General features: G+C 74.1%; 15 protein-coding genes. 13 read left to right on the top strand and 2 right to left on the bottom strand.

Going from position 1 to position 25,038, the window contains the following annotated elements:
• The first annotated feature begins 5 nt into the window (after positions 1-5).
• From ACIRO3_RS02555 to moeZ, 10 genes are all read left to right on the top strand, one after another.
• Positions 6-101, top strand: a complete 96-nt coding sequence (locus ACIRO3_RS02555) for an Ms4533A family Cys-rich leader peptide (RefSeq protein WP_323178900.1) — start codon at positions 6-8, stop codon at positions 99-101.
• Between the two features lie 217 nt (positions 102-318).
• A complete protein-coding gene (locus ACIRO3_RS02550) occupies positions 319-2,058 on the top strand; it encodes an ABC transporter substrate-binding protein (protein WP_404131697.1) in 1,740 nt (579 codons plus the stop codon).
• Positions 2,055-3,047 carry an ABC transporter permease gene (locus tag ACIRO3_RS02545; protein WP_404131695.1) on the top strand — a complete coding sequence of 331 codons (993 nt, stop codon included), beginning with the start codon at positions 2,055-2,057 and terminating at the stop codon, positions 3,045-3,047. Before ACIRO3_RS02550 ends, ACIRO3_RS02545 begins: the two co-directional genes overlap by 4 nt.
• Entirely contained in the window at positions 3,044-4,036 is a 993-nt protein-coding gene (locus ACIRO3_RS02540) for an ABC transporter permease (RefSeq protein WP_404131693.1), read from the top strand. The genes ACIRO3_RS02545 and ACIRO3_RS02540 overlap by 4 nt, the downstream gene beginning before the upstream one ends.
• On the top strand, positions 4,033-5,673 hold the full coding sequence (locus tag ACIRO3_RS02535) for a dipeptide ABC transporter ATP-binding protein (protein ID WP_404131691.1): 1,641 nt from the start codon (positions 4,033-4,035) through the stop codon (positions 5,671-5,673). Before ACIRO3_RS02540 ends, ACIRO3_RS02535 begins: the two co-directional genes overlap by 4 nt.
• Before the next feature lie 257 nt (positions 5,674-5,930).
• Positions 5,931-7,580, top strand: coding sequence for a DUF3492 domain-containing protein (locus ACIRO3_RS02530; protein ID WP_404131689.1), 1,650 nt, complete (start codon positions 5,931-5,933; stop codon positions 7,578-7,580).
• A complete protein-coding gene (locus ACIRO3_RS02525) occupies positions 7,577-8,467 on the top strand; it encodes a hypothetical protein (protein WP_404131688.1) in 891 nt (296 codons plus the stop codon). The genes ACIRO3_RS02530 and ACIRO3_RS02525 overlap by 4 nt, the downstream gene beginning before the upstream one ends.
• A 101-nt stretch (positions 8,468-8,568) precedes the next feature.
• The gene (locus ACIRO3_RS02520; protein ID WP_361787204.1) at positions 8,569-9,564 is read left to right on the top strand and encodes an NAD-dependent epimerase/dehydratase family protein; all 996 of its coding nucleotides are present in this window, start codon (positions 8,569-8,571) and stop codon (positions 9,562-9,564) included.
• On the top strand, positions 9,552-10,301 hold the full coding sequence (locus tag ACIRO3_RS02515) for a spherulation-specific family 4 protein (RefSeq protein WP_404131686.1): 750 nt from the start codon (positions 9,552-9,554) through the stop codon (positions 10,299-10,301). Before ACIRO3_RS02520 ends, ACIRO3_RS02515 begins: the two co-directional genes overlap by 13 nt.
• 78 nt (positions 10,302-10,379) lie before the next feature.
• On the top strand, positions 10,380-11,558 hold the full coding sequence (gene moeZ, locus ACIRO3_RS02510; protein WP_361787210.1) for an adenylyltransferase/sulfurtransferase MoeZ: 1,179 nt from the start codon (positions 10,380-10,382) through the stop codon (positions 11,556-11,558).
• Positions 11,559-11,652: 94 nt separating this feature from the next.
• Here the strand turns inward: moeZ and ACIRO3_RS02505 are convergent, their stop codons facing one another.
• Together ACIRO3_RS02505 and ACIRO3_RS02500 are read right to left on the bottom strand one after the other, a co-directional pair.
• Positions 11,653-13,251, bottom strand: a complete 1,599-nt coding sequence (locus tag ACIRO3_RS02505; RefSeq protein ID WP_404131683.1) for an alpha/beta hydrolase — start codon at positions 13,249-13,251, stop codon at positions 11,653-11,655.
• A gap of 788 nt (positions 13,252-14,039) precedes the next feature.
• The gene (locus tag ACIRO3_RS02500) at positions 14,040-17,063 is read right to left on the bottom strand and encodes a YbhN family protein (RefSeq protein ID WP_404131681.1); all 3,024 of its coding nucleotides are present in this window, start codon (positions 17,061-17,063) and stop codon (positions 14,040-14,042) included.
• A gap of 119 nt (positions 17,064-17,182) precedes the next feature.
• Between ACIRO3_RS02500 and ACIRO3_RS02495 the strand changes: the two genes are divergently transcribed.
• From ACIRO3_RS02495 to ACIRO3_RS02485, 3 genes are all read left to right on the top strand, one after another.
• Positions 17,183-17,530, top strand: a complete 348-nt coding sequence (locus tag ACIRO3_RS02495; RefSeq protein ID WP_361786898.1) for an MGMT family protein — start codon at positions 17,183-17,185, stop codon at positions 17,528-17,530.
• Between the two features lie 282 nt (positions 17,531-17,812).
• Positions 17,813-21,280: an ATP-dependent helicase gene (locus ACIRO3_RS02490; protein WP_404132323.1), complete on the top strand. Its 3,468-nt coding sequence runs from the start codon at positions 17,813-17,815 to the stop codon at positions 21,278-21,280.
• A 67-nt stretch (positions 21,281-21,347) separates the two neighbouring features.
• Positions 21,348-25,028 carry a UvrD-helicase domain-containing protein gene (locus tag ACIRO3_RS02485; protein WP_404131679.1) on the top strand — a complete coding sequence of 1,227 codons (3,681 nt, stop codon included), beginning with the start codon at positions 21,348-21,350 and terminating at the stop codon, positions 25,026-25,028.
• The last annotated feature ends 10 nt before the right edge of the window (positions 25,029-25,038 follow it).

The following is a 25,038-nucleotide window of genomic DNA, read 5'->3' as shown; positions in this document are numbered from 1 at the left end:
TCCGCATGTCGCACCGCCACACCACCGCCGCGAGCGCCGCCATAGAGCTGGCGCTCCTCGGTGTGGCCGCGCACAGCGTGGCCGACATCTTCTGTCGCTGACGCCTGCCTGAGCGCGCGACGCCCTTCACCGTTCTTCGCCGCGCCCGGGTGCATCCGCCCGCAGGCGCGGCCACTTCTTTCGACATGACCCCGGTTCGGCGCGTTCCCCCGCGCCGGGACCTCCCGCTTCCGGGACGTCCACCGGTGAGATCTCGGCGGCTGCCCCTCGCGTGGCGTTCCTCCCCGTTTCGCTTCACGCCGAGAGGTTCCTTCTCCCATGCTCCGTCAGTCCCACACATCGCGCCGCGTGGCCGCGGTCGCCGTCAGCCTCGTACTGGCCGGGGGCGCCGCCGCCTGCGGGCCCAAGGACGCGGCGGACCGGGCCGGTTCCGGCGACAAGGCCGGCGCCACCGGGAGCGCCCCCGCCAAGGGCGGCACCCTCACCGTCCTCAACGCCGACCCGCAGAGCGACTTCGACCCGGCGCGGCTCTACACCTCCGGCGGCGGAAACGTTCCCTCACTGGTGTTCCGAACCCTCACCACCCGCAACCGCGAGGACGGCGCGGCCGGCGCCAAGGTCGTGCCCGACCTGGCCACCGACCTCGGCAAGCCGAACGCGGACGCCACCGAGTGGACGTACACCCTCAAGGACGGGCTGAAGTACGAGGACGGCACCCCGATCACCACCGCCGACATCAAGTACGGCATCGAGCGGTCCTTCGCCGCCGAGCTGTCCGGCGGCGCCCCCTACCTGCGGGACTGGCTGGTCGGCGGGGAGGCGTACCAGGGGCCGTACAAGGACGGCGGCAAGGGCCTCGACTCCATCCTCGTGCCCGACGCGAAGACGATCACCTTCAAGCTGCGCAAGCCCGAGGGGGAGTTCCCCTTCCTCGCCACCCAGACCCAGTTCGCGCCGGTGCCCAAGGCCAAGGACACCGGGGCCGCGTACGAGCAGCACCCCGTCTCCTCCGGCCCGTACAAGGTCGTCAAGAACGACAACGACGGCGAACACCTCGTCCTGGACCGCAACCCGCACTGGGACGAGAAGAGCGACGAGGAGCGCAAGGCCTACCCGGACCGGATCGACGTCCGCTCCGGCCTCGACGCCGCCGTCATCAACCAGCGCCTGACCACCAGCTCCGGCGCCGACGCGGCCGCCGTCACCACCGACACCAACCTCGGGCCCGCCGAACTCGCCCAGATCGGCGACAACGAGGAACTCGCCGCCCGGGTCGGCACCGGCCACTTCGGCTACATCAACTACCTGGCCTTCAACCCCAAGGTGGCCCCCTTCGACAACCCGAAGGTCCGCCAGGCCATCTCGTACGCGATCAACCGCACCAGCGTCGTCAACGCGGCGGGCGGCTCCGCGCTCGCCGAGCCGGCGACCACTTTCCTCCCCGAGCAGCAGGCCTTCGGCTTCACCAAGTACGACCACTTCCCCGCGGGCAAGACCGGCGACCCGGCCAAGGCCAGGGAACTGCTCAAGGAGGCCGGCTTCCCCGGCGGGATCGACATCACGCTGACCCACTCCACCCAGCAGAACCGGCAGACCAGCCCCGAGGTGGCCACCGCCGTGCAGCAGGCGCTGGCCGCCGCCGGGATCACCGTCAAGCTGGAGGGCCTGGAGAACAACGCCTTCAACGAGAAGCGCTGGGACGCCGAGAGCACCCCCGGCTTCTTCATTTCCCGCTGGGGCGCCGACTGGCCCTCCGGCGCCCCCTTCCTCGCGCCGATCTTCGACGGCCGGCAGATCGTCACCAACGGCTCCAACTACAACCACGCGCAGCTGAACGACCCGGCCGTGAACACCGAGATCGACGAGATCGCCAAGCTGACCGACCTGACGGCCGCCGGCAAGCGCTGGGGCGCCCTCGACCGGAGGATCGGCGAGCAGGCCCTGGACGTGCCGCTCTTCCACCCCGTCTACAAGCGGCTCGTCGGCAAGGACGTCAAGAACGTCGTCATCAGCGACTGGACCGGCGTCCTCGACATCTCGCAGGTATCGGTCAAGTGACGCTCCTCGCCGACCGATCGGCGCCCGCGCCCGGGGCACTCGCCCCGGGCGCGGGCGCCGCGCGGCAGGTCTGGCGGCGGCTGCGCAAGCGGCCCTCGGCCGTCGCGGCCGCCGCCGTCCTGGCCCTCCTCGTCCTGCTCGCCCTCGCCGCACCCCTGCTCGCCCAACTCGTCGGCCAGGACCCCAACGCCTACCACGACGACCTCGTCGACTCGGCGCGCGGCGGAGTCCCCCTCGGTTCCCTCGGCGGCATCTCCGCCGACCACTGGCTCGGCGTCGAACCGGGCACCGGCCGGGACCTGTTCACCCGGCTCCTGCACGGAGCCCGGATCTCGCTGCTCGTCGCCCTCGGGGCGACCGTCGTCCAGGTCGCCGTCGGCGTCGCGGCCGGCCTGACCGCCGCCCTCGGCAACCGCGTCGTCGCCGCCCTGATCGGCCGGACCACCGACGTCATGATCGCCCTGCCCATGCTCGTGCTCGGCGTCGCGCTGACCGCCGTGGTCCCGCCGGACTTCCCCCGACCCCTGCTGCTGATCCTCGTCATCGGACTGCTCGGCTGGGGCGGCACCGCCCGGCTGACGCGCGCCCAGACCCTGGCCCTGCGCGAGCAGGACTTCGTCGCCGCCGCCCGACTCTCCGGCAACGGCACCCTGCGGATCGCCCGCCGCGAGCTGCTGCCCTCGCTGGCCGCGCCCGTGATCACCCTCGCCGCGATCAACGTGCCGACCAACATGGTGGTCGAGGCCTCGCTGTCCTTCCTCGGGGTCGGCGTGAAGCCGCCCACCCCGTCCTGGGGGCAGATGCTGTCCGGCGCCCAGACCTGGTTCCGCGCCGACCCGACGTACGTCCTGCTGCCCGCCGCGATGCTGTTCGTCACCGTCCTCGCCTTCACCGTCCTCGGTGACGCCGTGCGCACGGCCCTCGACCCCCGCGAGGCCTCGCGGCTGCGGATCGGCACCCGCGCCGGCCGAAAGGAGCGCACGGCATGACCCGCTTCGTCCTCCAACGGACCGGCGGAGCGCTCCTCGTGCTGCTCACCCTGTCCCTCGCCGTCTACCTCCTCTTCTACGTCGCACCCGGCGACCCCGCCCGCCTCGCCTGCGGGGAGCGCTGCGACCCGACGCAGATCGCCCAGGTCCGCGCACAGCTCGGGCTGAACGACTCCGTGGTCGTGCAGTACCTGCGCTTCCTCCGGGGCCTGGTGGCCGGCCGGGACTACTCCGGCGGCGCCGGGCTGATCCTGCACTGCGACGCGCCCTGCCTCGGGTTCTCGTACCAGAACGACCGGCAGGTCACCGAACTGCTGCTGGACCGCCTCCCGGCCACCGTGTCGCTGGCGCTCGGCGCGCTGGTGATCTGGCTCGTCATCGGCGTCGGGACCGGGCTGCTGTCCGCGCTGCGGCGCGGCGGGATCACCGAGCGGGTACTGACCGTCCTCACCCTCGCCGGCACCGGGACGCCCGTCTTCATCCTCGGACTGCTGGTGCTCATGGTGGTCTGCGCCCACCTGCGCTGGCTGCCCTTCCCGACCTACGTGCCCTTCGGCGAGGACCCCGAGCAGTGGGCCTGGAACCTGCTGCTGCCCTGGGTCACCCTCGGCTTCTTCGAGAGCGCCAAGTACGCCCGGGTGACCCGCAGCGCCACCCTGGAGACGCTCGCCGAGGACCACATCCGCACCTTCCGCGCCTACGGCGTCGGGGAACGGAAGATCGTCACCCGGCACGCCCTGCGCGGCGCGGTCGCGCCGGTGATCGCGCTCAGCGCCGTGGACTTCGGGACGATGATCGGCGGCGCGGTGCTGACCGAGTCGCTGTTCGGGATCCCCGGACTCGGCAAGACCCTGATCGACGGGGTGCGCGTGGTGGACCTGCCCGTGGTCGTGGGCGTCACCCTGGCCATCGGCACCGCCGTCGTGGTCGCGGGCGCAGTCGCCGACCTGCTGTACGCCGTCGCGGACCGAAGGGTGGCCCTGACATGAGCGAACCACTGGTGGAGGTACGCGACCTCGTGGTCGACTTCCCGGTCGGCGCGCCGGGGGAGTGGGTACGGGCCGTGGACGGGGTCTCGTTGACCCTGGACGCGGGCGGCGCCCTGGGCATCGTCGGCGAGTCCGGCAGCGGCAAGTCCACCGTCGCGACCGCCCTGTTGGGCCTGCACCACGGAACGGGAACCCGGCTGACCGGCACCGTCCGGGTGGCCGGCACCGACCTCGCCGGCGCCTCCCCGACCCACCTGCGCGCCCTGCGCGGGGGCACGGCCGCCATGGTCTTCCAGGACCCGCTGAGCTCCCTCGACCCGTACTACGCCATCGGCGACCAGATCGCCGAGGTGTACCGGGTCCACGCCGACGTCTCCCGGCGCGCGGCCCGGGCCCGGGCGATCGAGGTGCTGGACCGGGTCGGCATCCCCGACGCCGTGCGCCGCTCCCGCGCCCGCCCGCACGAGTTCAGCGGCGGCATGCGCCAACGCGCCCTCATCGCCATGGCCCTGGCCTGCGAACCGAGGCTGCTGATCGCCGACGAACCGACCACCGCCCTCGACGTCACCGTCCAGGCGCAGATCCTCGACCTGCTCCACGGACTGCGCGAGGAACGGGGCCTGGGGCTGCTGCTCGTCACCCACGACGTGGGCGTCGCCGCCGAGAACGTGGACGAACTGCTGGTCATGCGCGACGGCCGGGCCGTGGAACGCGGGCCGGTCGGCCGGGTGCTGGCCGCGCCCGCCGACCCGTACACCCGCGACCTCCTGGACGCCGTGCCCCGGCTGGACGCGCCGCGCCCCTCGCGGCTGCGGCCCGCCCCCGACGAGCCCGCCCCCGTCGTCGAGGCCTTCGCACTGCGCAGGGAGTTCGGCCGCGGCAGGCGCGCCGTCACCGCCGTCGACGGCGTCTCGCTGGCCGTGCGCGCCGGGGAGACGCTGGGCGTCGTCGGGGAGAGCGGCAGCGGCAAGAGCACCCTCGGCCGGATGCTCGTCGGACTCCTGGAACCGACCTCCGGAGAGGTCCGGCACACGGGCGGGGCGGCCGGCGCCGCCCCGCGCGACGGCATCCCGCACGGTGTCCAGATGGTCTTCCAGGACCCCGTGTCCTCCCTCAACCCGCGCCGCTCGATCGGCGAGTCCATCGCGGACCCGCTGCGCGCCGCCGGCGAGCGCGACGAGGGCGCGATCCGGACCCGGGTCGCGGAACTGCTGGTGCGCGTCGGGTTGGAGGCCGCACACCACGACCGCTACCCGCACGAGTTCAGCGGCGGTCAACGCCAGCGCGTCGGCATCGCCCGCGCCCTGGCCCCCCGGCCCCGCCTGATCGTCTGCGACGAACCCGTCTCCGCCCTCGACGTCACCACCCAGGCCCAGGTCACCGCCCTGCTGGCGGAACTCCAACGGGAACTCGGCATCGCGCTCGTCTTCATCGCGCACGACCTGGCGGTGGTTCGGCAGGTGAGTGACCGGGTGGCCGTGATGCGGGCCGGACGGATCGTCGAGGAGGGCCCCGTCGACGAGGTCTACGACCGGCCGCGCGACCCGTACACCCGCCGGCTGCTCGCGGCCGTCCCGGCGCTGGACCCGGAGCGCGCCGGGGACCGGCGCTCCTCGCGACAGGAGGCCTACGCCTGAGCCGTCTCCTTCGGATCGTGCCGGGGTCGCGGCGCTCGCGCCCCCGCTGCCGGCTCGCGGCCTGCGGCGAAAGGGCCGCAGGCCCTTTTTAGCGTGCTCGAACGCGAACCGTACGGGAAAGTTACGACTCTTCACCCCTTCCGGTGGCGCGACGGACAACCGTCCGTCGCGCCATCCGCATATCCGCTTGAGTTCTTCCGCAGCGGGTCCCCGGACCGACGGAGACCGCTCGCGACGGGAGATCGGGGGTGCCACTCGTGCGGATCGGACTGCTCACGGAAGGTGGTTATCCGTATGCGACGGGAGAGGCCAGGCTCTGGTGCGACCGGCTCGTGCGCGGGCTGCCGCAGCACGAGTTCGAGCTGTACGCGCTGAGTCGCAGCGCCGAACAGGAGGAGCACGGCAAGGTGCCCCTCCCGCGGCAGGTCACGCGGGTGCGCACCGCCCCGCTGTGGGCCCCCGGCGACGACGGGCGGACGCACTCCCGGCGTGAGAGGCGACGGTTCGCCGCCTGCTTCAAGGACCTGGTGCGGGGCGTCTGCGCCGCCGAGGCCGAGCCCTTCGCGGCCGGCCTGTACGGGCTGGCCGAACTGGCGCGGGAACAGGGCGGGATGTACGCCGCCCTGCGCTCCGAGACCGCGGTGCGGGCGGTGGAGTCCGCCTGCCGGGCGCCGGGTGCGAGCCGCACCGTACAGGGCGCCCAGGTGAGGGACCTGCTGGAGTTCGTGGACGAACTGGAGCGCGCGCTGCGGCCGTTGTCCCTCGACTGGTACGAGGACCTCGGACAGGTCGACGTCGCCCACGCGACGGCCGGCGGGGTGGCCGCGATCCCCGGACTGCTGGCCAAACGCTTCTTCGGGGTGCCGCTGCTGGTCACCGAGTACGGGGTCCGGCTCCGGGCCCACTACCTCGACCACCGCGAGGAGGAACGCCCCGCCGTACGGGCCCTCCTGGCCGCCTTCCACACCCGGCTCGCCGCCGAGATCTACGCCCGGGCCGACCTCCTGACCCCCGGCAACGCCCACGCCCGCCGCTGGCAGGAACGCTGCGGGGCCGCCCGGGAGCGGATGCGCACCGTCTACCCCGGAATGGAGGCGGACCGATTCGCCACCGTCGGGGAGGACCCGGGGTGCGGGGACCCGGACACGCTGGTGTGGGTCGGCCGGATAGAGCCGGCCAAGGACCTGATCGCCCTGCTGCACGCCTTCGCGGAGGTGCGCAAGGTCGCGCCCGCCACCCGGCTGCGGATCTTCGCCACGGCCGTGTCCCCGGACTACCTCGCCGACTGCCGCTCGCTCGCGGCGCAGCTCTTCCCCGACGAGGCGGCCGACGCCCACGCGGTCGGCGAGAACCCCGTCACCTTCGAGGAGATCGGCGGACCCGACGCGCCCTCCCCGGCGGAGGCGTACGGGACCGGCCGGGTCGTCGTGCTGTCCTCCGTGATCGAGGGCTTCCCCGTCACCCTCGCCGAGGCGATGTTCTGCGGTCGGGCCACCGTCTCCACCGACGTCGGCGCCGTCTGCGAGGTCATCGGCGGAACGGGTCTCGTCGTACCGCCCCGCAACCCGCGGGCGCTCGCCGACGCCTGCCTGTCGCTGCTGCGGGACCCCGAGCGGGCACAACGGCTCGGCTCGGCCGCCCGGGCGCGCGCCCTGGAGCTGTTCACCGTCGAACAGAACGTCGAGGCCTTCCGGGAGAGCTACCTGCGGCTGCTCGCCCGGGGCTCCGCACGGCCCGACGGGGAGGTCCCCTTCGCCCGACCGCCCGAGGCGCGCGTGCCCGGGCACTGGACCACACCCACCTGGGCGTCGGTACCCGAACCGGTCGCGGGCCCCGCGACCGGTCCCGAACCCGTCGAGCCGAACGCGGGGTCGGCTCCCGTTCCGAACACGGAGGCAGCGGTATGACCGGCACCGGCGTCGAGCACGTCACCCCCGTCGCCCCCCGGCGCAGACCCGCCGGCGATCCCGTGAAGGCGCTGCTGCACCGGCACCGCGCCCTGTGCGAACGCGCCGTCGACCCGCTGGAGATCGCCGCCGGCTTGGAGGCCCACGGCATCACCGACCGCACCGCCGCCCGCTTCCGCCACCGGGACGTCTTCTCGCTCGCCGAGGAGCTGTACGCACGGACCCCGCGGGGGGACGCCCGGCCCATCCCGCCCGACGCCGTCGCCGGCCCCCCGGTCGTGCTGCGCGGCTTCGGCTGCTCCCTGCTTCCCGGGGCCCTGGCGCTCGGGACAACCGCCGCCGGGGCCCCGTACGCCGGCCCCATCGCGGCGGTGGCCGCCGTCGCCGTCCTGGTGTGGCCCGGGCGGACCGCCGGGGGGCGGTTCCCCGGCCTGATCCACCTGATCGCGGCGGCCGCCGTCGGCTGGGCCGTCCACCGGCACGGCCCGGCCCTCGGCGTCGCGCTCGCCCTCGCCGCCGCACCCGGGTACCTGATCGGGGCCGGCTTCGCCGCACGGGCCCGGCGCAGGCTCGCCGGGAGCCGGGCCCTGGAGGACTTCGCCGCCGGGATCCGGCCCCTGCTGGCCGCGGCCGTCGCCGGCTCCCTCGTGGCCGCCACGGGGGCGGCCGCGCTCGCCGGAACCCCCCTGGCGGCCGCCGTGCCGCTCGCGGTGCTGCTCTTCCTCACCCGGCTGCTGCTCGGGCACGGCGCACACCGCGTGCCCGTGGCGGGGGCCCTCGCCCTCGCCCTCGTCCCCGTCCCGGCGGTGCAGTGCGCCGCCGCGGCGGCGCTCCTCGTCCATGCCTTCCGCGCGCTGACCCGTGCCTCCGCACACGCGCGCCCCTGAGCCCTTCGGAGCCGACGCCGAAGCGCCGTACCCCCATGTCGACCCCACCACCCAAGGAGAAACAGGATGACCGGCCAGCCGAACAACCAAGGGGCCGCGCGATGAGGGTGCTGCTGATCGGAGCCAACGGATACCTCGGCCGCTACGTCGCGGACCGACTGCTCGCCGACCCCGCCGTCCAGCTCACCGCGCTCGGCCGCGGAGACGACGCGGACGTCCGCTTCGACCTCGCCACCGGCAGCCCCGGAGCGCTCACCCGCTTCCTCGACGCCGTCCACCCGGGCGTCGTCATCAACTGCGCGGGCGCCACCCGCGGCGGGGCCCGGGAACTCACCCGGCACAACACCGTCGCCGTCGCCACCATCTGCGAGTCGCTGCGCCGCAGCGGCTGCGGGGCCCGGCTCGTCCAGCTCGGCTGCGCCGCCGAGTACGGGCCCAGCCAGCCCGGATCGTCCACGGCCGAGGACGCCGTCCCGAGACCCGGCGGACCGTACGGCGTCAGCAAGCTGGCCGCGACCGAGCTGGTGCTCGGCTCCGGGCTGGACGCCGTCGTGCTGCGGATCTTCTCGCCCGTCGGACCCGGCACCCCCGCCGGCTCCCCGCTCGGCCGGCTCGCCGAGGCCATGCGGCGGGCCATGCAGTCCGGCGACGGCGAACTCAAGCTCAGCGGACTCGGGGTACAGCGGGACTTCGTGGACGTACGGGACGTCGCGCGCGCCGTCCACGCGGCCTCGCTGTCCGCCGCGCAGGGCGTGGTGAACATCGGCACCGGTCGCGCGGTCCGCCTGCGCGAGGCGGCCGGCGTGCTCGCGCGCGTCGCCGGCTACGGCGGCGCCCTCCACGAACTCGACCTGCCGCAACAGCCGCACGCCCACCCGGGCCGGCCGCCGGGCCTCGCGGCCATCGGCTCCCCGCGCACCGAGGCGACGGCCGAGCAGCTGGCCGCGTCGGCCCCCCAGGCCCCGTACCCGGACGGCTGCGGCGCCTGGCAGCAGGCCGACGTGCGCACGGCCCGCGACCGGCTCGGCTGGCGTCCCCGGATCAACCTGGAGGAGTCCCTCGCCGACATCTGGATGGAGGCGGCGTGCCGCATCTGACCACGTCGGAGGCGACCTCGGCGGCCACCGGCGCCGGCCGGATGGGCCTGGGCATCCCCGGGTACGCGCACCCGCTGCTCGCCCCGGTGGAATGGGCCGAGTTGACCCGGCCCGGCACCCCCCTGCACTGGGCCGTCCTCAACGTCTCGGACGGCCCGGGCGGGCGCCCCGACCCGCACTGCACGGAGGCCACCGCGAAGCTCCGCGGCGCGGGCGGCACCGTCATCGGCCATCTCGCGATGCGAGACGGGACGCGCTCGTTCGGGGAGCTGATCTCCGATGCCCACCGCTTCCGGGACTGGTACGGCGTGGGCGGCTTCTACCTCGCCGACACCCCCTGCGACAAGGCGGACCTGGAGGGCGTCCGCCGGGTCGTGGACACCCTGCGCGGGCTCGGCGACGGACTGCGCGTCGTGCTCGGGCACGGCACGCACCCGTACGCGGGCTACGCCGAAGCCGCTGATCAGCTGGTCACCTTCGCCGGGACCTGGGCCGACTACCGCTGGTCGCAGGTGGCGGAGTGGACGGCCGAGTACCCGCCGGAACTCTTCTGCCACCTGGTGCACGGGGTTCCGCGCACCCACCTGGACGAGGCCGTGCGCATCGCCCGGTGGCAGGGCGCCGGCACGGTCTGGTTCACGGATCGGCGCAGCACACCGGCGCACGACCCCTGGGCCTCGATGCCCGGTTACTGGGACGAAATCGTCTCGCGGATCGGGACGAGTGTCTCGGAATGAAGTGGGGCGTGGCAGTGTTACGGAACAGAACAAACCTTTGATGCTCCCCGCGGCTGCGGGGATGACCCTGGAGTCCCCGTGTCGCTGCCACCCCTGGTTGAGCCGGCTGCCGAGCTCACCGTTGACGAGGTCCGTCGGTACTCCCGCCACCTGATCATCCCGGACGTCGGGATGGACGGGCAGAAGCGCCTGAAGAACGCCAAGGTGCTCGCGGTGGGCGCCGGCGGCCTCGGCTCTCCCGCGCTCATGTACCTGGCCGCGGCCGGTGTGGGCACCCTGGGCATCGTGGAGTTCGACGAGGTCGACGAGTCGAACCTCCAGCGCCAGATCATCCACAGCCAGGCGGACATCGGCCGGTCCAAGGCCGAGTCGGCCCGCGACAGCGTGCTGGGCATCAACCCGTACGTCAACGTGGTCCTTCACGAAGAGCGGCTCGAAGCCGAGAACGTGATGGAGATCTTCAGCCAGTACGACCTCATCGTCGACGGCACGGACAACTTCGCCACCCGTTACCTGGTCAACGACGCCTGCGTGCTGCTGAACAAGCCGTACGTGTGGGGTTCGATCTACCGCTTCGACGGCCAGGCCTCGGTCTTCTGGTCCGAGCACGGGCCGTGCTACCGCTGCCTGTACCCGGAGCCGCCCCCGCCGGGCATGGTCCCGAGCTGCGCCGAGGGCGGCGTGCTGGGCGTGCTGTGCGCGTCGATCGGGTCCATCCAGGTCACCGAGGCGATCAAGGTCCTCACGGGCGTCGGCGAGTCGCTGGTCGGCCGCCTGATGATCTATGACGCCCTGGAGATGCAGTACCGCCAGGTCAAGGTCCGCAAGGACCCCGACTGCGCGGTCTGCGGCCCCAACGCGACGGTCAAGGAACTCATCGACTACGAGGCCTTCTGCGGCGTCGTGTCGGAGGAGGCCCAGGAGGCCGCCGCGGGTTCGACGATCACTCCCAAGCAGCTCAAGGAGTGGATCGACAACGACGAGCCCATCGAGATCATCGACGTCCGCGAGATCAACGAGTACGAGATCGTCTCGATCCCCGGCGCGAAGCTGATCCCCAAGGGCGAGTTCCTGATGGGTACCGCCCTCCAGGACCTGCCGCAGGACAAGCGCATCGTCCTGCACTGCAAGACGGGTGTCCGCAGTGCGGAAGTCCTCGCGGTCCTGAAGTCGGCGGGCTTCTCCGACGCGGTCCACGTCGGCGGCGGCGTCATCGGCTGGGTCCACCAGATCGAGCCCGAGAAGCCGGTCTACTAGGCCCCTCCTCCGACACGTCCGGCACGCCACAGGGCCCCCACCGCGCTCGCGGTGGGGGCCCTGTGGCGTGCCGGACGTGTCGGCCGTACCGGCTTCAGGTGCCTTCGGGGGCCACCGGCGACTGCGGCGTCGGCGTGGCGGACTCGGTCCGGGTGCAGACGGTGCCGGTGGCCGGCACCTTCCCCTCCAGCAGGTAGGTGTCCACCGCCTTCTGCACGCACGGGTCGCCGCTGTTGTAGGCGCCGTGGCCCTGCCCCTTGTACGTCAGTTCCACGCCGACGCCCGGGCCGAGCCGCTCGACCATCTTGCGCGCGCCCTCGTACGGGGTGGCCGGGTCACCGGTGTTGCCGATCACCACGATCGGGGCGGCGCCCGGGGCGGAGACGTCCGGGGTGTCCCAGGCGCCGGCCACCGGCCAGCCCGTACAGCTCATCAGGGCCCAGCCGAGGAAGTCCCCGAAGACGGGCGAGGCGGCGCGGAACTCCCCGAGCTTGGCCTTGGTCTGGGCGAGCGTGTACCGCTCCTTGGAGTCGGCGCAGTTGATCGCCGTGTTCGCGGCGCCGATGTTGCTGTACCGACCCTGCTGGTCCCGGCCGTTGAGCGCGTCGGACAGTGCCATCAGCAGTTGGCCCTGCCCGCCCTCGGCCTCGTCCAGGCCCTGTTCAAGCAGCGGCCACAGCTCCGTCGAGTACAGGGACTGGGCGATGCCGTTCGTCGCGGCGGACTCGGTGAGCTCGCGGTCGCCGATGCCGGAGATGGGCTTGGCCGCCAGCTGCTTCTGGAGCTTGACGATGTTGTCCTCGATCTCCTTGACGCTGCTGCCCTGGAGCCGGCAGGCGTCGCCGCGGTCCACGCAGTCCTGGGCCCAGTTGTCGAGGGCCAGTTGGAAGCCCTTCGCCTGGCCCAGCGAGCCTTCCTCGGAGGTCTTGGTCGGGTCCACCACGGCGTCGAAGACGGCCCGGCCGACGTTCTTCGGGAAGAGGTGGGCGTAGACCCCGCCCAGCTCGGTGCCGTAGGAGATGCCGAAGTAGTTCAGCTTCTCGTCGCCGAGGGCCTGGCGGATGCGGTCGAGGTCGCGGGCGGCGTTCTCGGTGCCGACGTGGGGGAGCAGCTTGCCGGACCTGGTCGAGCAGGCCTGCTGGTACCGCTTGATGTTGTCGACGAAGACCTTCTCCTGTGCCGGGGTGGTCGGGCTGGAGTCGGAGGCGTAGTAGGCGTCCAACTGCTTGTCGTTCTCGCAGCGGACGGGCGCGCTGCGGCCCACGCCGCGGGGGTCGAAGCTGACCAGGTCGTACCGCTGCCGCAGGCCGTCGTACTCCTTGGCGGCGCCCGGGAGGGTGGTGATGCCCGATCCGCCGGGACCGCCGAAGTTGAAGACGAGGGAGCCGATCCGCTTGTCCTGATCGCGGGCCTTGGCCCGGATCAGCGCCAGAGGAATCGTTTCTCCTTCAGGCTTGGCGTAGTCGAGGGGCACATCGAGCGTGGCGCACTGCCAGTCCTTGCCCGGAGCCTGCCCGCCGCCCTCGGCGGCGGTGGGAGGATCGCAATCCCCCCACTTCAGGGACGTCGCGCCCGAGGCGCTGCCGCCCTCCGTCTTCTTGTCCTTGCTCCCGTCGTCGGAACAGGCACTGGTGCTGACCAGCGCGGCGGCGAGGGCGGCGGCAGCGGTGACCCGCAGGGCGTTTCTCGGCATGCACCCCATCCTGTGGGTGAACGGGCCGGCCCGCGCGTGCGATGACCCATCCGGGTGGGTGCCCGCCCGATGCCGCCCGCGGGTCGCCTGGAACGCCGTCCGGGTGGGGTGTCCGGGCCGCTTGGGTGTCGGGTCGGGTGGGGTGTCCGGGTTGCTTGGGCGTTGCGTCGGGTGACCGTGTCGGGGCGGCGTTGGGTATCGGGTCGGGTGACCGTGTCCGGGCGGCTCGGGCGGTGGGTCAGGCGCAGCATCCGCGCCGCTCGGGTATTGGGTCGGGTGACCGTGCCCGGGCGGCTCGGGTATCGGGTCGGGTGCCGTGCCCGGGCCGCTGGGGCGTCATTCAGGCACCGTGTCCGCGCCGCTCGGGGTCGGGTGCCGTGTCCGGGCCGCTTGGGCGTTGCGTCGGGTGATCGTGTCCGGGCGGCTCGGGCGTTGGGTCGGGTGGCGCTCGGGCGGTGCTCGGCTGCCGCGCGGGCGGCGGCGCCCGCGCCCTCGTACGCCGCCCCCCCGCACAGGGCGGCCCGGCAGCTCGTCGGCGGGCTCGCGGATGCGGACGACGCGTTCGCGGTGGCCCGCGCCGTACCGGGGGCATCCGCCGGTCCCGGCGCGTCACCCGGGCCCGCGAGGGGCCTCGCTCACCGGGCCCGGCGGGCGGTGGAGTTCCGGGACGGCCCGCGGATCAGGTGCGGGTCGCAGCCGTCGGGATGGCTCGCTCCGCGGCCGTACCGCTCACGCCGCGGCTCGCCCGCTGAGCCCTGGCCACCCCCGACCCCCCGGAACCCGCGGAGCTAGATCGCTTCCTTGCGGGTCAGGAAGTTGAACGAGATCCACCCCGGAAGCACCGGCAGCCAGAACGTCATCAGCCGGAACAGCAGCACCGACGAGAAGGCGATCTCGCGATCCAGCCCCGCCGCGATCAGACCCAGCGTCAGGGTGGTCTCCACCGCCCCGATTCCGCCCGGGGTCGGCGCCGCCGACCCCAGCGCGTTGCCCGCGAGGAACACGACCGCGATGCTGGCGTAGCTGATGGCCTGGCCGCCCCCGAACGCCCGGATCGACGCGTCCAGACACATCACGAAGCAGCCCGTCAGCAGCAGCATGCCGCCGATGCCCGTCACCAGCTTCTTCGGCCGCTGGAGCACGTCCAGCATGCGCGGCACCACGCCCGCGAACAGCGCCCGCAGCCGGGTCGCCACGAACTTCCGCATGAACGGGACCGCCGTCACCACCAGCACCAGCACCGCCACCGTCAGCAGACCCGCGATGACGGTCCGGGACGGGGTCATCTCCGTGGTCTTCTCGGTCCCGGTCAGGTAGCCGAAGGACAGCAGCAGCAGGACGTGGCTCGCGAGTCCGAACAGTTGGGACGCGCCCACGCTCGCGACCGCGAGCCCCGGCCGGATGCCCGACCGTTGGAGGAACCGGGTGTTCAGCGCGACGCCGCCCACCGCCGCCGGCGCGACGAGCTTCACGAAGGACCCGGCGACCTGCGCCAGCACCGTCCGCAGGAAGGAGACCCGCTCCGGCACGAAGCCCAACAGGCTCATCGCCGCCGCGAGGTAACTCAGGGCGGAGAAGGCCAGCGCGGCCCCCACCCAGCCCCACTGGGCCTCCGCGATGATCGTCCCGAAGTCCACGTGGGCCAACTGCGTCAGCAGGAAGTACGCGCCGAAGGCACCCGCGATGAACGACACGAGCGTGCGCGGCCTGATCCGCTCCAGGCGGGCCGGCTCCACCGGCGCCTGGGGGCGCAGCAGCAGCACCTGCCGGCGGATCTGGCTCAGCAGGTCCTCCTCGCGGGCCTCGTCGAGCGCGTCGTCCAGGGCCCGCTTCTCGGCCTTCCGGTCGGCCGCCGTGGCCTCGGCGGGAGCCGAGGCGTTCGCCTCGCGCGCCGCCTTCGCGGCCCGCGAGGACTCCAGTACGGCCTCCCGCTCCCGGTCGGCCCGCTCCCGGGCCAGCTTGCGCAGCGTCGCCCGGGTGGAGCGGCTCAGCGCGATCGGCTGGAGCAGCGGCAGACAGTCCGCGACCACGTCGGGACCGAGCACGGACACCGCCGAGGCCACCGACCGCTCCGCGCCGACCCGCAGGCCGAGGGTGGTCAGCAACTGGGCGACGTCCATGCGCAGCACCAGGTCACCGGCCGCGATCTCGCCGCCGCGCAGGTCGGTGAGGATGACCTTGCCGGAACGATCCACCACGAGGGCGTCACCGGTCAGCCGCCGGTGCGCGATCCGCCGCGACTGGAGGGCCTTCACCTGCTCCCACGCGTTGCGCGTCAGCTCGTCGGTGATCTCCCCGTCGGCCAGCGAGTCGAGGGTGCGGCCGCCCAGGTGCTCGTACACGAGCATCACGGCGTCCGGACCGAGTTCGGAGGTCGCGATCAGCTTGGGCGCGTTCGCGCCGGCCGCGATGGCCGCGTACGCGAGGAGCGCCTCCTGCTCCAGTGCCTGACGCAGCGACTGGAGGCTGCGCCGGGTGGTGATGCCGCGCAGCGTGAGCCGGCGCCAGACCCGGTAGAAGAAGCCCTGCGCCTGCTGCTCGCGGTCGACGACCGTGACGTCCAGCGGCGGGCCCTTCTCCAACGTCACGTGGTACCGGCGGCCCCGGTCGCTCACCTCGGAGGCCTCCGGGCCGTCCGGCGCCTCCGCGCGCATCGCGCTCACCGGCTGGAAGCCGACGCGGCGCAGACCGGCGAGGAGGTTCTGCCCGGTGGGGCGGACGTTCGGGGAGCCGACGGCGTACAGGGTCCCGTACGCGACGGTCCAGCCGATGAGGACGGTCAGGATGATCGAGAGGGGGGTGGTGTACCCGCTGACCAGCATGGCGAACGCGTCGAGCAGCAGCACCACCCACAGGGCGACCCGCCAGCGCGGCCGGCGCGTCATGCCCACGGCCGTCATGTACGCGATGACGGGCGCGAGGTAGCCGTGCACCGGGTCGGTCAGCGCGCCGGCGGTACCCGTCGGGAGGGTCAGGGAGTCCTGGATGGTGGTGGAGGCGGCCTGGGAGACCCACAGGTCGGTGGCGAGGGTGACCCCGTGCGCGAGGACGGCCGCGAGCACGCCGTCGGCGATGCGCAGGCCGTCGCGTTTGATGAGCCGCTCGATGGCGAAGGCGACGGGCACCAGGAGCACGGCGATGCTCGACACCAGACCCGCGACCTTGATCAACAGGTCGGGTGCCTGGCCGGTCCCGTTGCTGATGTCCTCTTCGAGGCCCGCGGTGGTGCCGTGGGCGAAGGCGGCGATGGCGAGGACGACGGCGATGCCGAGGACGCCGACCAACAGGCGCACCAGGTCGGACGGGCGGTGCACGCGGGCCGCGAGCAGCGGTTCGTCCACCTCGACCTGGTCGGCGGCGGTGGGGGCGTGACCGTGCGGTCGCTCCGGGCTGTCGAAGTCGTCCACCCGCCCGTGGTCCGGGTCCAGGCCGTCGTGGCCGAGACCGGCGCGGTCCGGGCCGCGCTCGTCGAGGGGGCCCTGGTCCCGCCGGTCGCGGGACGGGCCCTCGGCCACGTTCCCGGGTACGTCGTCGGACACGTCCCCGGGTACGACGTCGGGTGCGCCCCCGGGTACGTCCTCGGGCCGGTCGTCGGGTCGGTCGTCAGGCCGGTCCTCGGGCCGGTCGTCGAACCTGTCGTTCGGCACGTCGGACCTGTCGTCGGGCATCTCGCGGGGCGCGTTCGGGTGCGCGTCGGGGTGCGCGTCCGGGTGCGCGTCTGGGTGCGCGCCGTCATCCGCGGTCGCGCCGTCCGGAGGGCTCACACCCTGCTCCTTCGCCGTCACATCCGTCTCTTCTTGATCACGTATCACCAGTCACCGCCCGCAAGATGGTGGCACGGACGGGCTGCCGTGCGGGGCAGCAGGGTGCGCGCCGGTGCGGAAGGAGACCTTCCGTCGCGGTGTCGGCGACGTGCGGCACCATGTCCCGAATGAGCGAAGAGCTTCCCGAGTACGCGGAGCGGGTGCTGGAGGCCGCCGAGCGGATTCCGCCCGGCCGGGTGATGACGTACGGCGACGTCGCGGAGTGGATCGGCGCGGGCGGACCACGCCAAGTCGGGCGCGTCATGGCCCTGTACGGGGGAGCCGTGCCCTGGTGGCGCGTGGTCCGCGCGGACGGCCGCCCCCTGCCTGGCAGCGAGCACCGGGCCCTGGAGCACTACCGCACCGAGGGCACCCCCCTGCGCGACACGGCCGGCGGCGAGCCCCGGCTGGCGATGCGCCGGGCACGCTGGGACGGGCGGGAAGAGCCGGCCGAAGGCGACGAGGGTCACATCTGACAGCTTCCTGCATGCGGAGCCGGGGCGGGGGGTCGAAGGCTCGTACGGGGGACGACACGAGGACCCCCCGAGGCGACGCCGGGAGCCGCCCGGGGAGACTGCGGGAGCCGGCGCGGGTGGCGTAGCGTGGCCCCTTCGGCCGTCGCCGCCCTCGCCGCCGCCGCCACCGATGCCACGACCGGCACGACGGTCGGGAACGCGGTCGGCGAGACCACCGACGCAACCGCAGCCGTCGCGGCAACCGCAGTGACGCAAGACCCACCAGGACCGGCACACCACGTGATCACCTCTCCTTCCGACCGCTCGGAGCGGCGTACGCGGACTCCTGACGCGTACCGCCTGGTGCGCACCGGGCCGGAACGGGTGGCTCCCCCTGTCTTGGACGCAGCGCAACGGGCGGTGGTTGACCACACCACCGGACCGTTGCTGGTCCTGGCCGGACCGGGCACCGGGAAGACCACCACCCTGATCGAGGCGGCCGCCGCCCGGGTCGAGGCCGGCACGGACCCCTCCCGCATCCTGATCCTCACCTTCAGCCGCAAGGCCGCCGTCGAACTCCGCGACCGGGCCGCCCTGCGCCTGGGCGGCGCGCGCGCTCCACAGGCCACCACCTTCCACTCCTTCTGCTACGGCCTGGTCCGCGCCCACCAGGACACCGACCTGTTCGCCGACCCGCTGCGCCTGCTGTCCGGGCCCGAGCAGGACGTCATGGTCCGCACCCTGCTGGAGGGCCAGCGCCGGATCCGCTCCATCCGCTGGCCCGACGACCTGCGCGCCGCCCTGACCACGCGCGGGTTCGCCGACGAGGTCCGCGCCGTCCTGGCCCGCGCCCGCGAACTGGGCCTGGGCCCCGAGGCCCTGTCCGACTTCGCCGGCCGCATCGGCCGCCCGGACTGGAAGGCGGCCGCCGCGTTCCTCTCCGAGTACCTCGACGTCCTCGACATGCAGGGCACCCTCGACTACGCGGAACTGCTCCACCGCGCCGTCCTGCTGGCCGAACGCACCCCGTCCCTGGCCTCGGCCCACGACGTGATCCTCGTGGACGAATACCAGGACACGGACGCCTCCCAGCTGCGCCTGCTGCGCGCCCTGTCCGGACCGGGCGGCACGCTGATCGCCTTCGGCGACCCGGACCAGTCGATCTACGCGTTCCGCGGCGCCGACATCAACAACACCCTGGACTTCGAGACCTCCTTCCCCGGCGCGCGCGTACGGGCCCTCACGGTCGGCCGCCGCTCCTCCTCGGCGCTGCTCGCCGCGACCCGCCTCCTCACCACCCGGATGCCCGTCCCGCGGCTGCCCTCGGCGGCGGTACGGGCCCACCGCGACCTGCGCGCCACGCGGGAGGGCGGCCGGGTGGAGGTGTACACGTACCCCACCGCCGGGGCGGAACTGGACAACATCGCGGACATCCTGCGCCGGGCCCACCTGGAGGACGGCGTGCCGTGGCAGGACATGGCCGTCCTGGTTCGCGCGGGCGGCCGTACGCTCCCCGCGATGCGCCGGGCCCTGGTCTCGGCGGGCGTGCCCGCCGAGACGGACGGCACGGACACCCCCCTGCGCCACGAACCCGCCGTGGCCCCCCTGCTCACGGCCCTGCGCATCACCGCCACGGCCGCCGCCCGCCCGCCGATGGCCGCGACGGCCGCCGACCCGGACGAACCGGCCGCTGCGCCGCCGGGGGACCGGGACCCGGACGGCCCCACTTCCGCGCTGCCAGGGGACCCGGACCAGGACGACCCGGCTTCCGCGCCGCCAGGGGACCAGGACCAAGGCCCGGATGAGGACCCGAACCAGAACCCGGACCAGGACCAGAGCCAGGACCAGGACCCGGACCAGGACCAGGACCGGTACGAGGCCGACACCGCCGACCACGGGTGGGTCGGGGTCGAGGCCGCCATCGCCCTGCTCGGCTCCCCGCTCGGCGGGATGGACGCCGCCGACCTGCGCCGCCTCGGCCGGGCCCTGCGCGACGAGGAACGGGCCGCGGGCGTCAAGGTGCCCGCGCCCTCCGACGTCCTGCTGGCCCGCGCCCTCGCCGAACCCGAGCGGCTCGTCGCCCACGACCCCGCCCACGCCCGCGGCGCGCAACGCCTCGGCCTGCTCCTGCGCAAGACGCGCGAACTCCTCCAAGGCGGCGGCACCGCCGAAGAGGCCCTGTGGACCCTGTGGGACGGCACCCCCTGGCCGCAGCGCCTGGAACGCGGCGCCCGCCGGGGCGGCGCCGGCGGACGCAACGCCGACCGGGACCTCGACGCCGTCTGCGCGCTCTTCGACACCGCCGCCCGCGCCGAGGACCGCACCGGCGGCCGCGGCGCCCTCAACTTCCTCGAACAGCTCGAAGCCGAGGACATCGCCGCCGACACCCTCACCATCCGCGCGACCCGCCGCGACGCCGTGCGACTGATGACCGCCCACCGGTCGAAGGGCCTGGAATGGGGCCTCGTCGTCGTCGCCGGAGTCCAGGAGGGGCTCTGGCCCGACCTGCGCCGGCGCGGTTCCCTCCTGGAAGCCGACCGGATCGGCCGCGACGGCCTCGCCGAACCCCTCACCCCCGGCGCACTCCTCGCCGAGGAACGCCGGCTGTTCTACGTCGCCGCCACCCGCGCCCGCGACCGCCTCGTCGTCACCGCCGTCAAGGCCCCGGCCGAGGACGGGGACCAGCCCTCCCGGCTCCTCACCGAACTCGGCGTCACCCCCAAGGACGTCACCGGCCGCCCCCGACGCCCCCTGGCCGTCCCGGCGCTCGTCGCCGAACTGCGCGCCACCACCGTCGACCCCGAGGCCTCCGAGGCCCTGCGCGACGCCGCGGCCCGCCGGCTCGCCCGCCTCGCCGTGCTCACCGACGACGAGGACCGCCCCCTGGTCCCCGCCGCCCACCCGCAACGCTGGTGGGGACTGTACGAACCGACCCGCAGCACCGTCCCGCTCCGCGACCGGGACCGCCCCGTGGCCCTGTCCGGCTCGGCGCTGGACCAGCTCGCCAACACCTGCTCCCTCCAGTGGTTCCTGGGCCGCGAGGTCAAGGCCGACGCCCCCTCCACCGCCGCCCAGGGATTCGGCAACGTCGTCCACGTCCTCGCCGACGAGGTCGCCTCGGGCCGCACGCCCGCCGACCTCGCCGTCCTGATGGAGCGCCTCGACTCCGTCTGGGACGCCCTCGCCTTCGACGCCCCCTGGAAGTCCCGCCAGGAGAAGGAGAACGCCCGCGCGGCCCTGGAACGGTTCCTGCGCTGGCACACCACCGACCGGGGCGGCCGGGAGTCCGTCGCCACCGAGCACGACTTCGACGTCACGCTGGAGGCGGGCGAGTTCGCCGTACGGATCCGCGGCTCCATGGACCGGGTCGAGGCCGACCCGCAGGGGCGCGCGTACGTCGTGGACTTCAAGACCGGCAAGGCCGCTCCCACCCGGGACGAGGTCGCGCGCCACCCCCAGCTCGCCGTGTACCAGCTCGCCGTGCGCGAGGGCGCCGTCGACGAGGTCTTCGACGGCGTCCGTCCCGACCCCGGCGGCGCCGAACTCGTCCAGCTGCGCCAGGGCGCGCCCAAGAAGGACGGCGGCGACGCGGTCCCCAAGGTGCAGGCGCAGCAGCCCCTCGAAGGCGAGTGGGTGGGCGACCTGCTGGCCAACGCCGCCGGCCGGGTGCTGGACGAACGGTTCACGCCCGCCGCCGGCGAGCACTGCAAGCGCTGCTCCTTCCGCAGCTCGTGCACCGCCCTCCCCGAGGGCCGCCAGACCGTGGAATGAGGCCCGCGTGGCGCCCGCCCGTCGAGACGCGGTGGGGAGTGTCGGTGCCGGCGGCTAGCCTTTTCACGTGTCCGCGCGCCCGACCGTCCCGGCGGTGATCAGCGATCCCGAGCAGCTCAAGGAGCTCCTCGGGGTCCCCTTCACGCCCGAACAGATGGCCTGCGTCACCGCCCCGCCCGCCCCCCAGGTCATCGTCGCGGGCGCCGGCTCCGGCAAGACCACCGTCATGGCGGCCCGCGTCGTCTGGCTGGTCGGCACGGGCGCCGTCGCCCCCCAGGAGGTCCTCGGCCTGACCTTCACCAACAAGGCCGCCGGCGAGCTCGCGGAGCGCGTGCGCAAGGCCCTCGCGCGGGCCGGCATCAGCGACCCGGACCCCTCCCCGGCCGACCCCGACGCGGCCGGAGGCGAGCCGCGCATCTCCACGTACCACGCCTTCGCGGGCCAACTCCTCAAGGACCACGGGCTGCGCATCGGGCTGGAGCCCAGTGCCCGACTGCTCGCCGACGCCACCCGCTTCCAGCTCGCCGCGCGCGTGCTGCGCGAGGCGCCCGGCCCGTATCCGTCGCTGACCAAGTCCATCCCCGACCTGGTCGGCGACCTGCTCGCGCTCGACGCGGAACTCTCCGAGCACCTGGTGAGCCCCGAGGAACTGCGCGCGTACGACACCGGACTGCTCGACGTGCTCGCGGACACCCCGCTCACCAACGACGACCTGCGCAAGGTCCCCGAGGCCGGCCGCGGCCGGCTGGAACTGCTGGAGCTCGTCGCCCGCTACCGCGTGGCCAAACGCTCCCGCGACCTGATCGACTTCAGCGACCAGATAGCGCTCTCCGCGCAGCTCGCCACCACCCGGCCCGAGGTGGGCGCCCTGCTGCGCGAGGAGTTCAAGGTCGTCCTGCTCGACGAGTACCAGGACACCTCCGTCGCCCAGCGGCTGTTGCTGTCCGGGCTGTTCGGCGGCGGCGCCGGCCACGCCGTCACCGCCGTCGGCGACCCCTGCCAGGCGATCTACGGCTGGCGCGGCGCCTCCGTGGCCAACCTCGACGACTTCCCCGAGCACTTCCCGCACGCCGACGGACGCCCCGCCACCCGCTTCTCGCTCAGCGAGAACCGCCGCAGCGGCGGCCGTCTGCTCGACCTGGCCAACGAGCTGGCCGCGCCGCTGCGCTCCATGCACGAGGGCGTCGAGGCGCTGCGTGCGGCGCCCGGCGCCGAACGGGACGGCTCCGTGCGGTGCGCCCTGCTGCCCACCCACGCCGAGGAACTGGAGTGGCTCGGGGACTCCGTCGCCCACCTGGTGCGGACGGGGACCGAGCCCGGCGAGATCGCCGTGCTGTGCCGCTCGGCCGGGGACTTCGCCCGGATCCAGGCGGTCCTGGTGGCCCGCGACGTGCCCGTCGAGGTGGTCGGCCTGTCCGGCCTGCTGCACCTGCCGGAGGTCGCCGACCTGGTCTCGGTCTGCGAGGTGCTCCAGGACCCGGGGGCCAACGCCGCCCTCGTCCGGCTGCTGATCGGCCCCCGTTGGCGGATCGGCGCCCGCGACCTGGCCCTGCTCGGGCGGCGGGCACGGCAACTGATCGGACGGACCCCGGCGGGCGCGGACGATCCGGACGGGCGGCTCGCGGCGGCCGTCGAGGGCGTCGACCCCGCGGAGGTCGTCTCGCTCGCCGACGCGCTGGAGACCTTCCTGGACGGTTCCGGCGCCTCCTCCGCCGACGACCTGCCCTTCTCCGCGGACGCCCGCGTCCGTTTCGCACATCTCGCCCGGGAGCTGCGCGACCTGCGGCGCTCGCTCGCCGACCCGCTGATGGACGTACTGCACCGGGTGCTGGCCGCGACCGGCCTCGACGTGGAGCTCTCCGCCTCCCCGCACGCCCTCGCCGCGCGCCGGCGCGAGACCCTCTCGAACTTCATGGACGTGGCCGCCGGCTTCGCCGCCCTCGACGGGCAGGCCTCGCTGCTCGCCTTCCTGGCCTTCCTGCGGACCGCCGCCCAGTACGAGAAGGGCCTCGACCACGCGCTCCCCGGCGGGGAGAACACCGTCAAGGTGCTCACCGCCCACAAGTCCAAGGGGCTGGAGTGGGACGTCGTGGTCGTCCCGGACCTGTGTGCGGGAGCCTTCCCGAAGGAGAAGCCGCCGGAGGCCTGGACCTCGTACGCCAAGGTCCTGCCGTACGCGCTGCGCGGCGACGCCCCCACCCTGCCGGGAGACCCGGCGTGGACCTCGGCGGGGCTCAAGTCCTTCAAGGCCGCCCTGAAGGAACACAAGGCCGTCGAGGAACTCCGCCTCGGATACGTGACCTTCACCCGCCCCCGCTCCCTCCTCCTGGCCTCCGGGCACTGGTGGGGTCCGAGCCAGAAGAAGCCGCGCGGCCCGTCGGCGTTCCTCTCCGCGCTCCGCAACCACTGCGAGGCCGGGCACGGCGAGATCGAGGCCTGGGCGCCGGAGCCCGAGCCCGGCGCCGAGAACCCGGCCCTGGCCGACGCCGGGAACCCGGAACACTCCTGGCCCCTGCCCTTGGACCCGTCCTCCCTGCGCCTGCGCCGCCGCGCGGCAGCCCTGGTGGAAGCCCACCTCGCGGCGCCTCGGCCGGCCGAGGCGGCCGCGGAGGCCTACCTGTGGCCACCCGACTGCGAGGACCCCGAGCACGACACGGAACCCTGGCCGGACACGGACCCCCACCCGGACCCCGACCCGGACCCGGACCTCGACCCGTGGTCGGACGCGGACGCGTGGCCCCGGGCCGACGCGGCCCCCGACGCGGCCGCGCACCGCGCCCGCGTCCCCGCCCCGGACACCGGGCGGACCCCGGCCCCCGCGCCCCCGCCCGACGAGGACCTCTGGGCCCCGGACGAAGCCCTGCCCGGACCCGCCGCCGCCCCGGCCCCGGCCCCGGCCGGGCACGAGGACCCGTACGAGGACCCCTGGGCGGCGCCCGGCGCCCGGGTCCCGGCCCAATCCACCACCCGCGCCCCCCGCCCCGGCGCACCCGCACCGCAGGACGCCGGCGCAGCCCCCCTCACGCCCGAGGAGGCCCGCGCCATCGCCTCCTGGGACCGCGACCTCGACGCGCTCGAAGGAGAGCTCCGCCGCTCCCGCGCCGCCGTGCGCGACGTCGTGCTGCCCTCCGCCCTGTCCGCCTCCGACCTGCTCCGCCTCGCCTCCGACGAGCAGGGCTTCGTCCGGGACCTGGCCCGCCCCATGCCCAAGCCGCCCCAGCCCGCCGCCCGGCAGGGCACCCGCTTCCACGCCTGGGTCGAGTCCCGCTTCGACGAACTGCCCCTCCCGCTCCTCGACGTACTCGACCCGGCCGGGGAGCTGCCCGGTTCCGATCAGGACATCGCCGACGAGGCGGACCTCGACTCCCTCAAGGCCGCCTTCGAGCGCAGCGCCTACGCCGACCGGACCCCCCACCGCATGGAGGCCCCGGTCCAGCTCACCCTCGCCGGCCGGGTCGTCCGCGGTCGGATCGACGCCGTGTACCGCCACCACGAGGGCCCGTACGACTACGAGATCGTCGACTGGAAGACCGGCCGCACCACCGAGGCCGACCCCCTCCAGCTCGCCGTCTACCGACTGGCCTGGGCGGAGGCCACCGGCACCCCCCTCGAACGGGTCGACGCCGCCTTCCTGCACGTCCGCAGCGGTCGGGTGATCCGCCCCCGCGCCCTCCCCGACCGGGCCGGCATTGAGCGGATCCTCCAAGGCAAAACGGACGCGGAAAGTGACCATCACACGGACGGCTAGGCTCGTGGGC

Origin of the sequence: Streptomyces sp. NPDC102278, assembly GCF_044766345.1 — a bacterium.
Classification (GTDB): domain Bacteria; phylum Actinomycetota; class Actinomycetes; order Streptomycetales; family Streptomycetaceae; genus Streptomyces.
This window is presented reverse-complemented; position numbering and strand designations above follow the sequence as displayed.

What these genes read in the sequence shown, in the direction of transcription:
- ACIRO3_RS02525 (WP_404131688.1), top strand. Translation starts at nt 7,577, where the DNA reads ATGACCGGCACCGGCGTCGAGCACGTCACCCCCGTCGCCCCCCGGCGC.
- ACIRO3_RS02535 (WP_404131691.1), top strand. Translation starts at nt 4,033, where the DNA reads ATGAGCGAACCACTGGTGGAGGTACGCGACCTCGTGGTCGACTTCCCG.
- ACIRO3_RS02555 (WP_323178900.1), top strand. Translation starts at nt 6, where the DNA reads ATGTCGCACCGCCACACCACCGCCGCGAGCGCCGCCATAGAGCTGGCG.
- ACIRO3_RS02495 (WP_361786898.1), top strand. Translation starts at nt 17,183, where the DNA reads ATGAGCGAAGAGCTTCCCGAGTACGCGGAGCGGGTGCTGGAGGCCGCC.
- ACIRO3_RS02540 (WP_404131693.1), top strand. Translation starts at nt 3,044, where the DNA reads ATGACCCGCTTCGTCCTCCAACGGACCGGCGGAGCGCTCCTCGTGCTG.
- ACIRO3_RS02505 (WP_404131683.1), bottom strand. Translation starts at nt 13,251, where the DNA reads ATGCCGAGAAACGCCCTGCGGGTCACCGCTGCCGCCGCCCTCGCCGCC.
- ACIRO3_RS02550 (WP_404131697.1), top strand. Translation starts at nt 319, where the DNA reads ATGCTCCGTCAGTCCCACACATCGCGCCGCGTGGCCGCGGTCGCCGTC.
- ACIRO3_RS02520 (WP_361787204.1), top strand. Translation starts at nt 8,569, where the DNA reads ATGAGGGTGCTGCTGATCGGAGCCAACGGATACCTCGGCCGCTACGTC.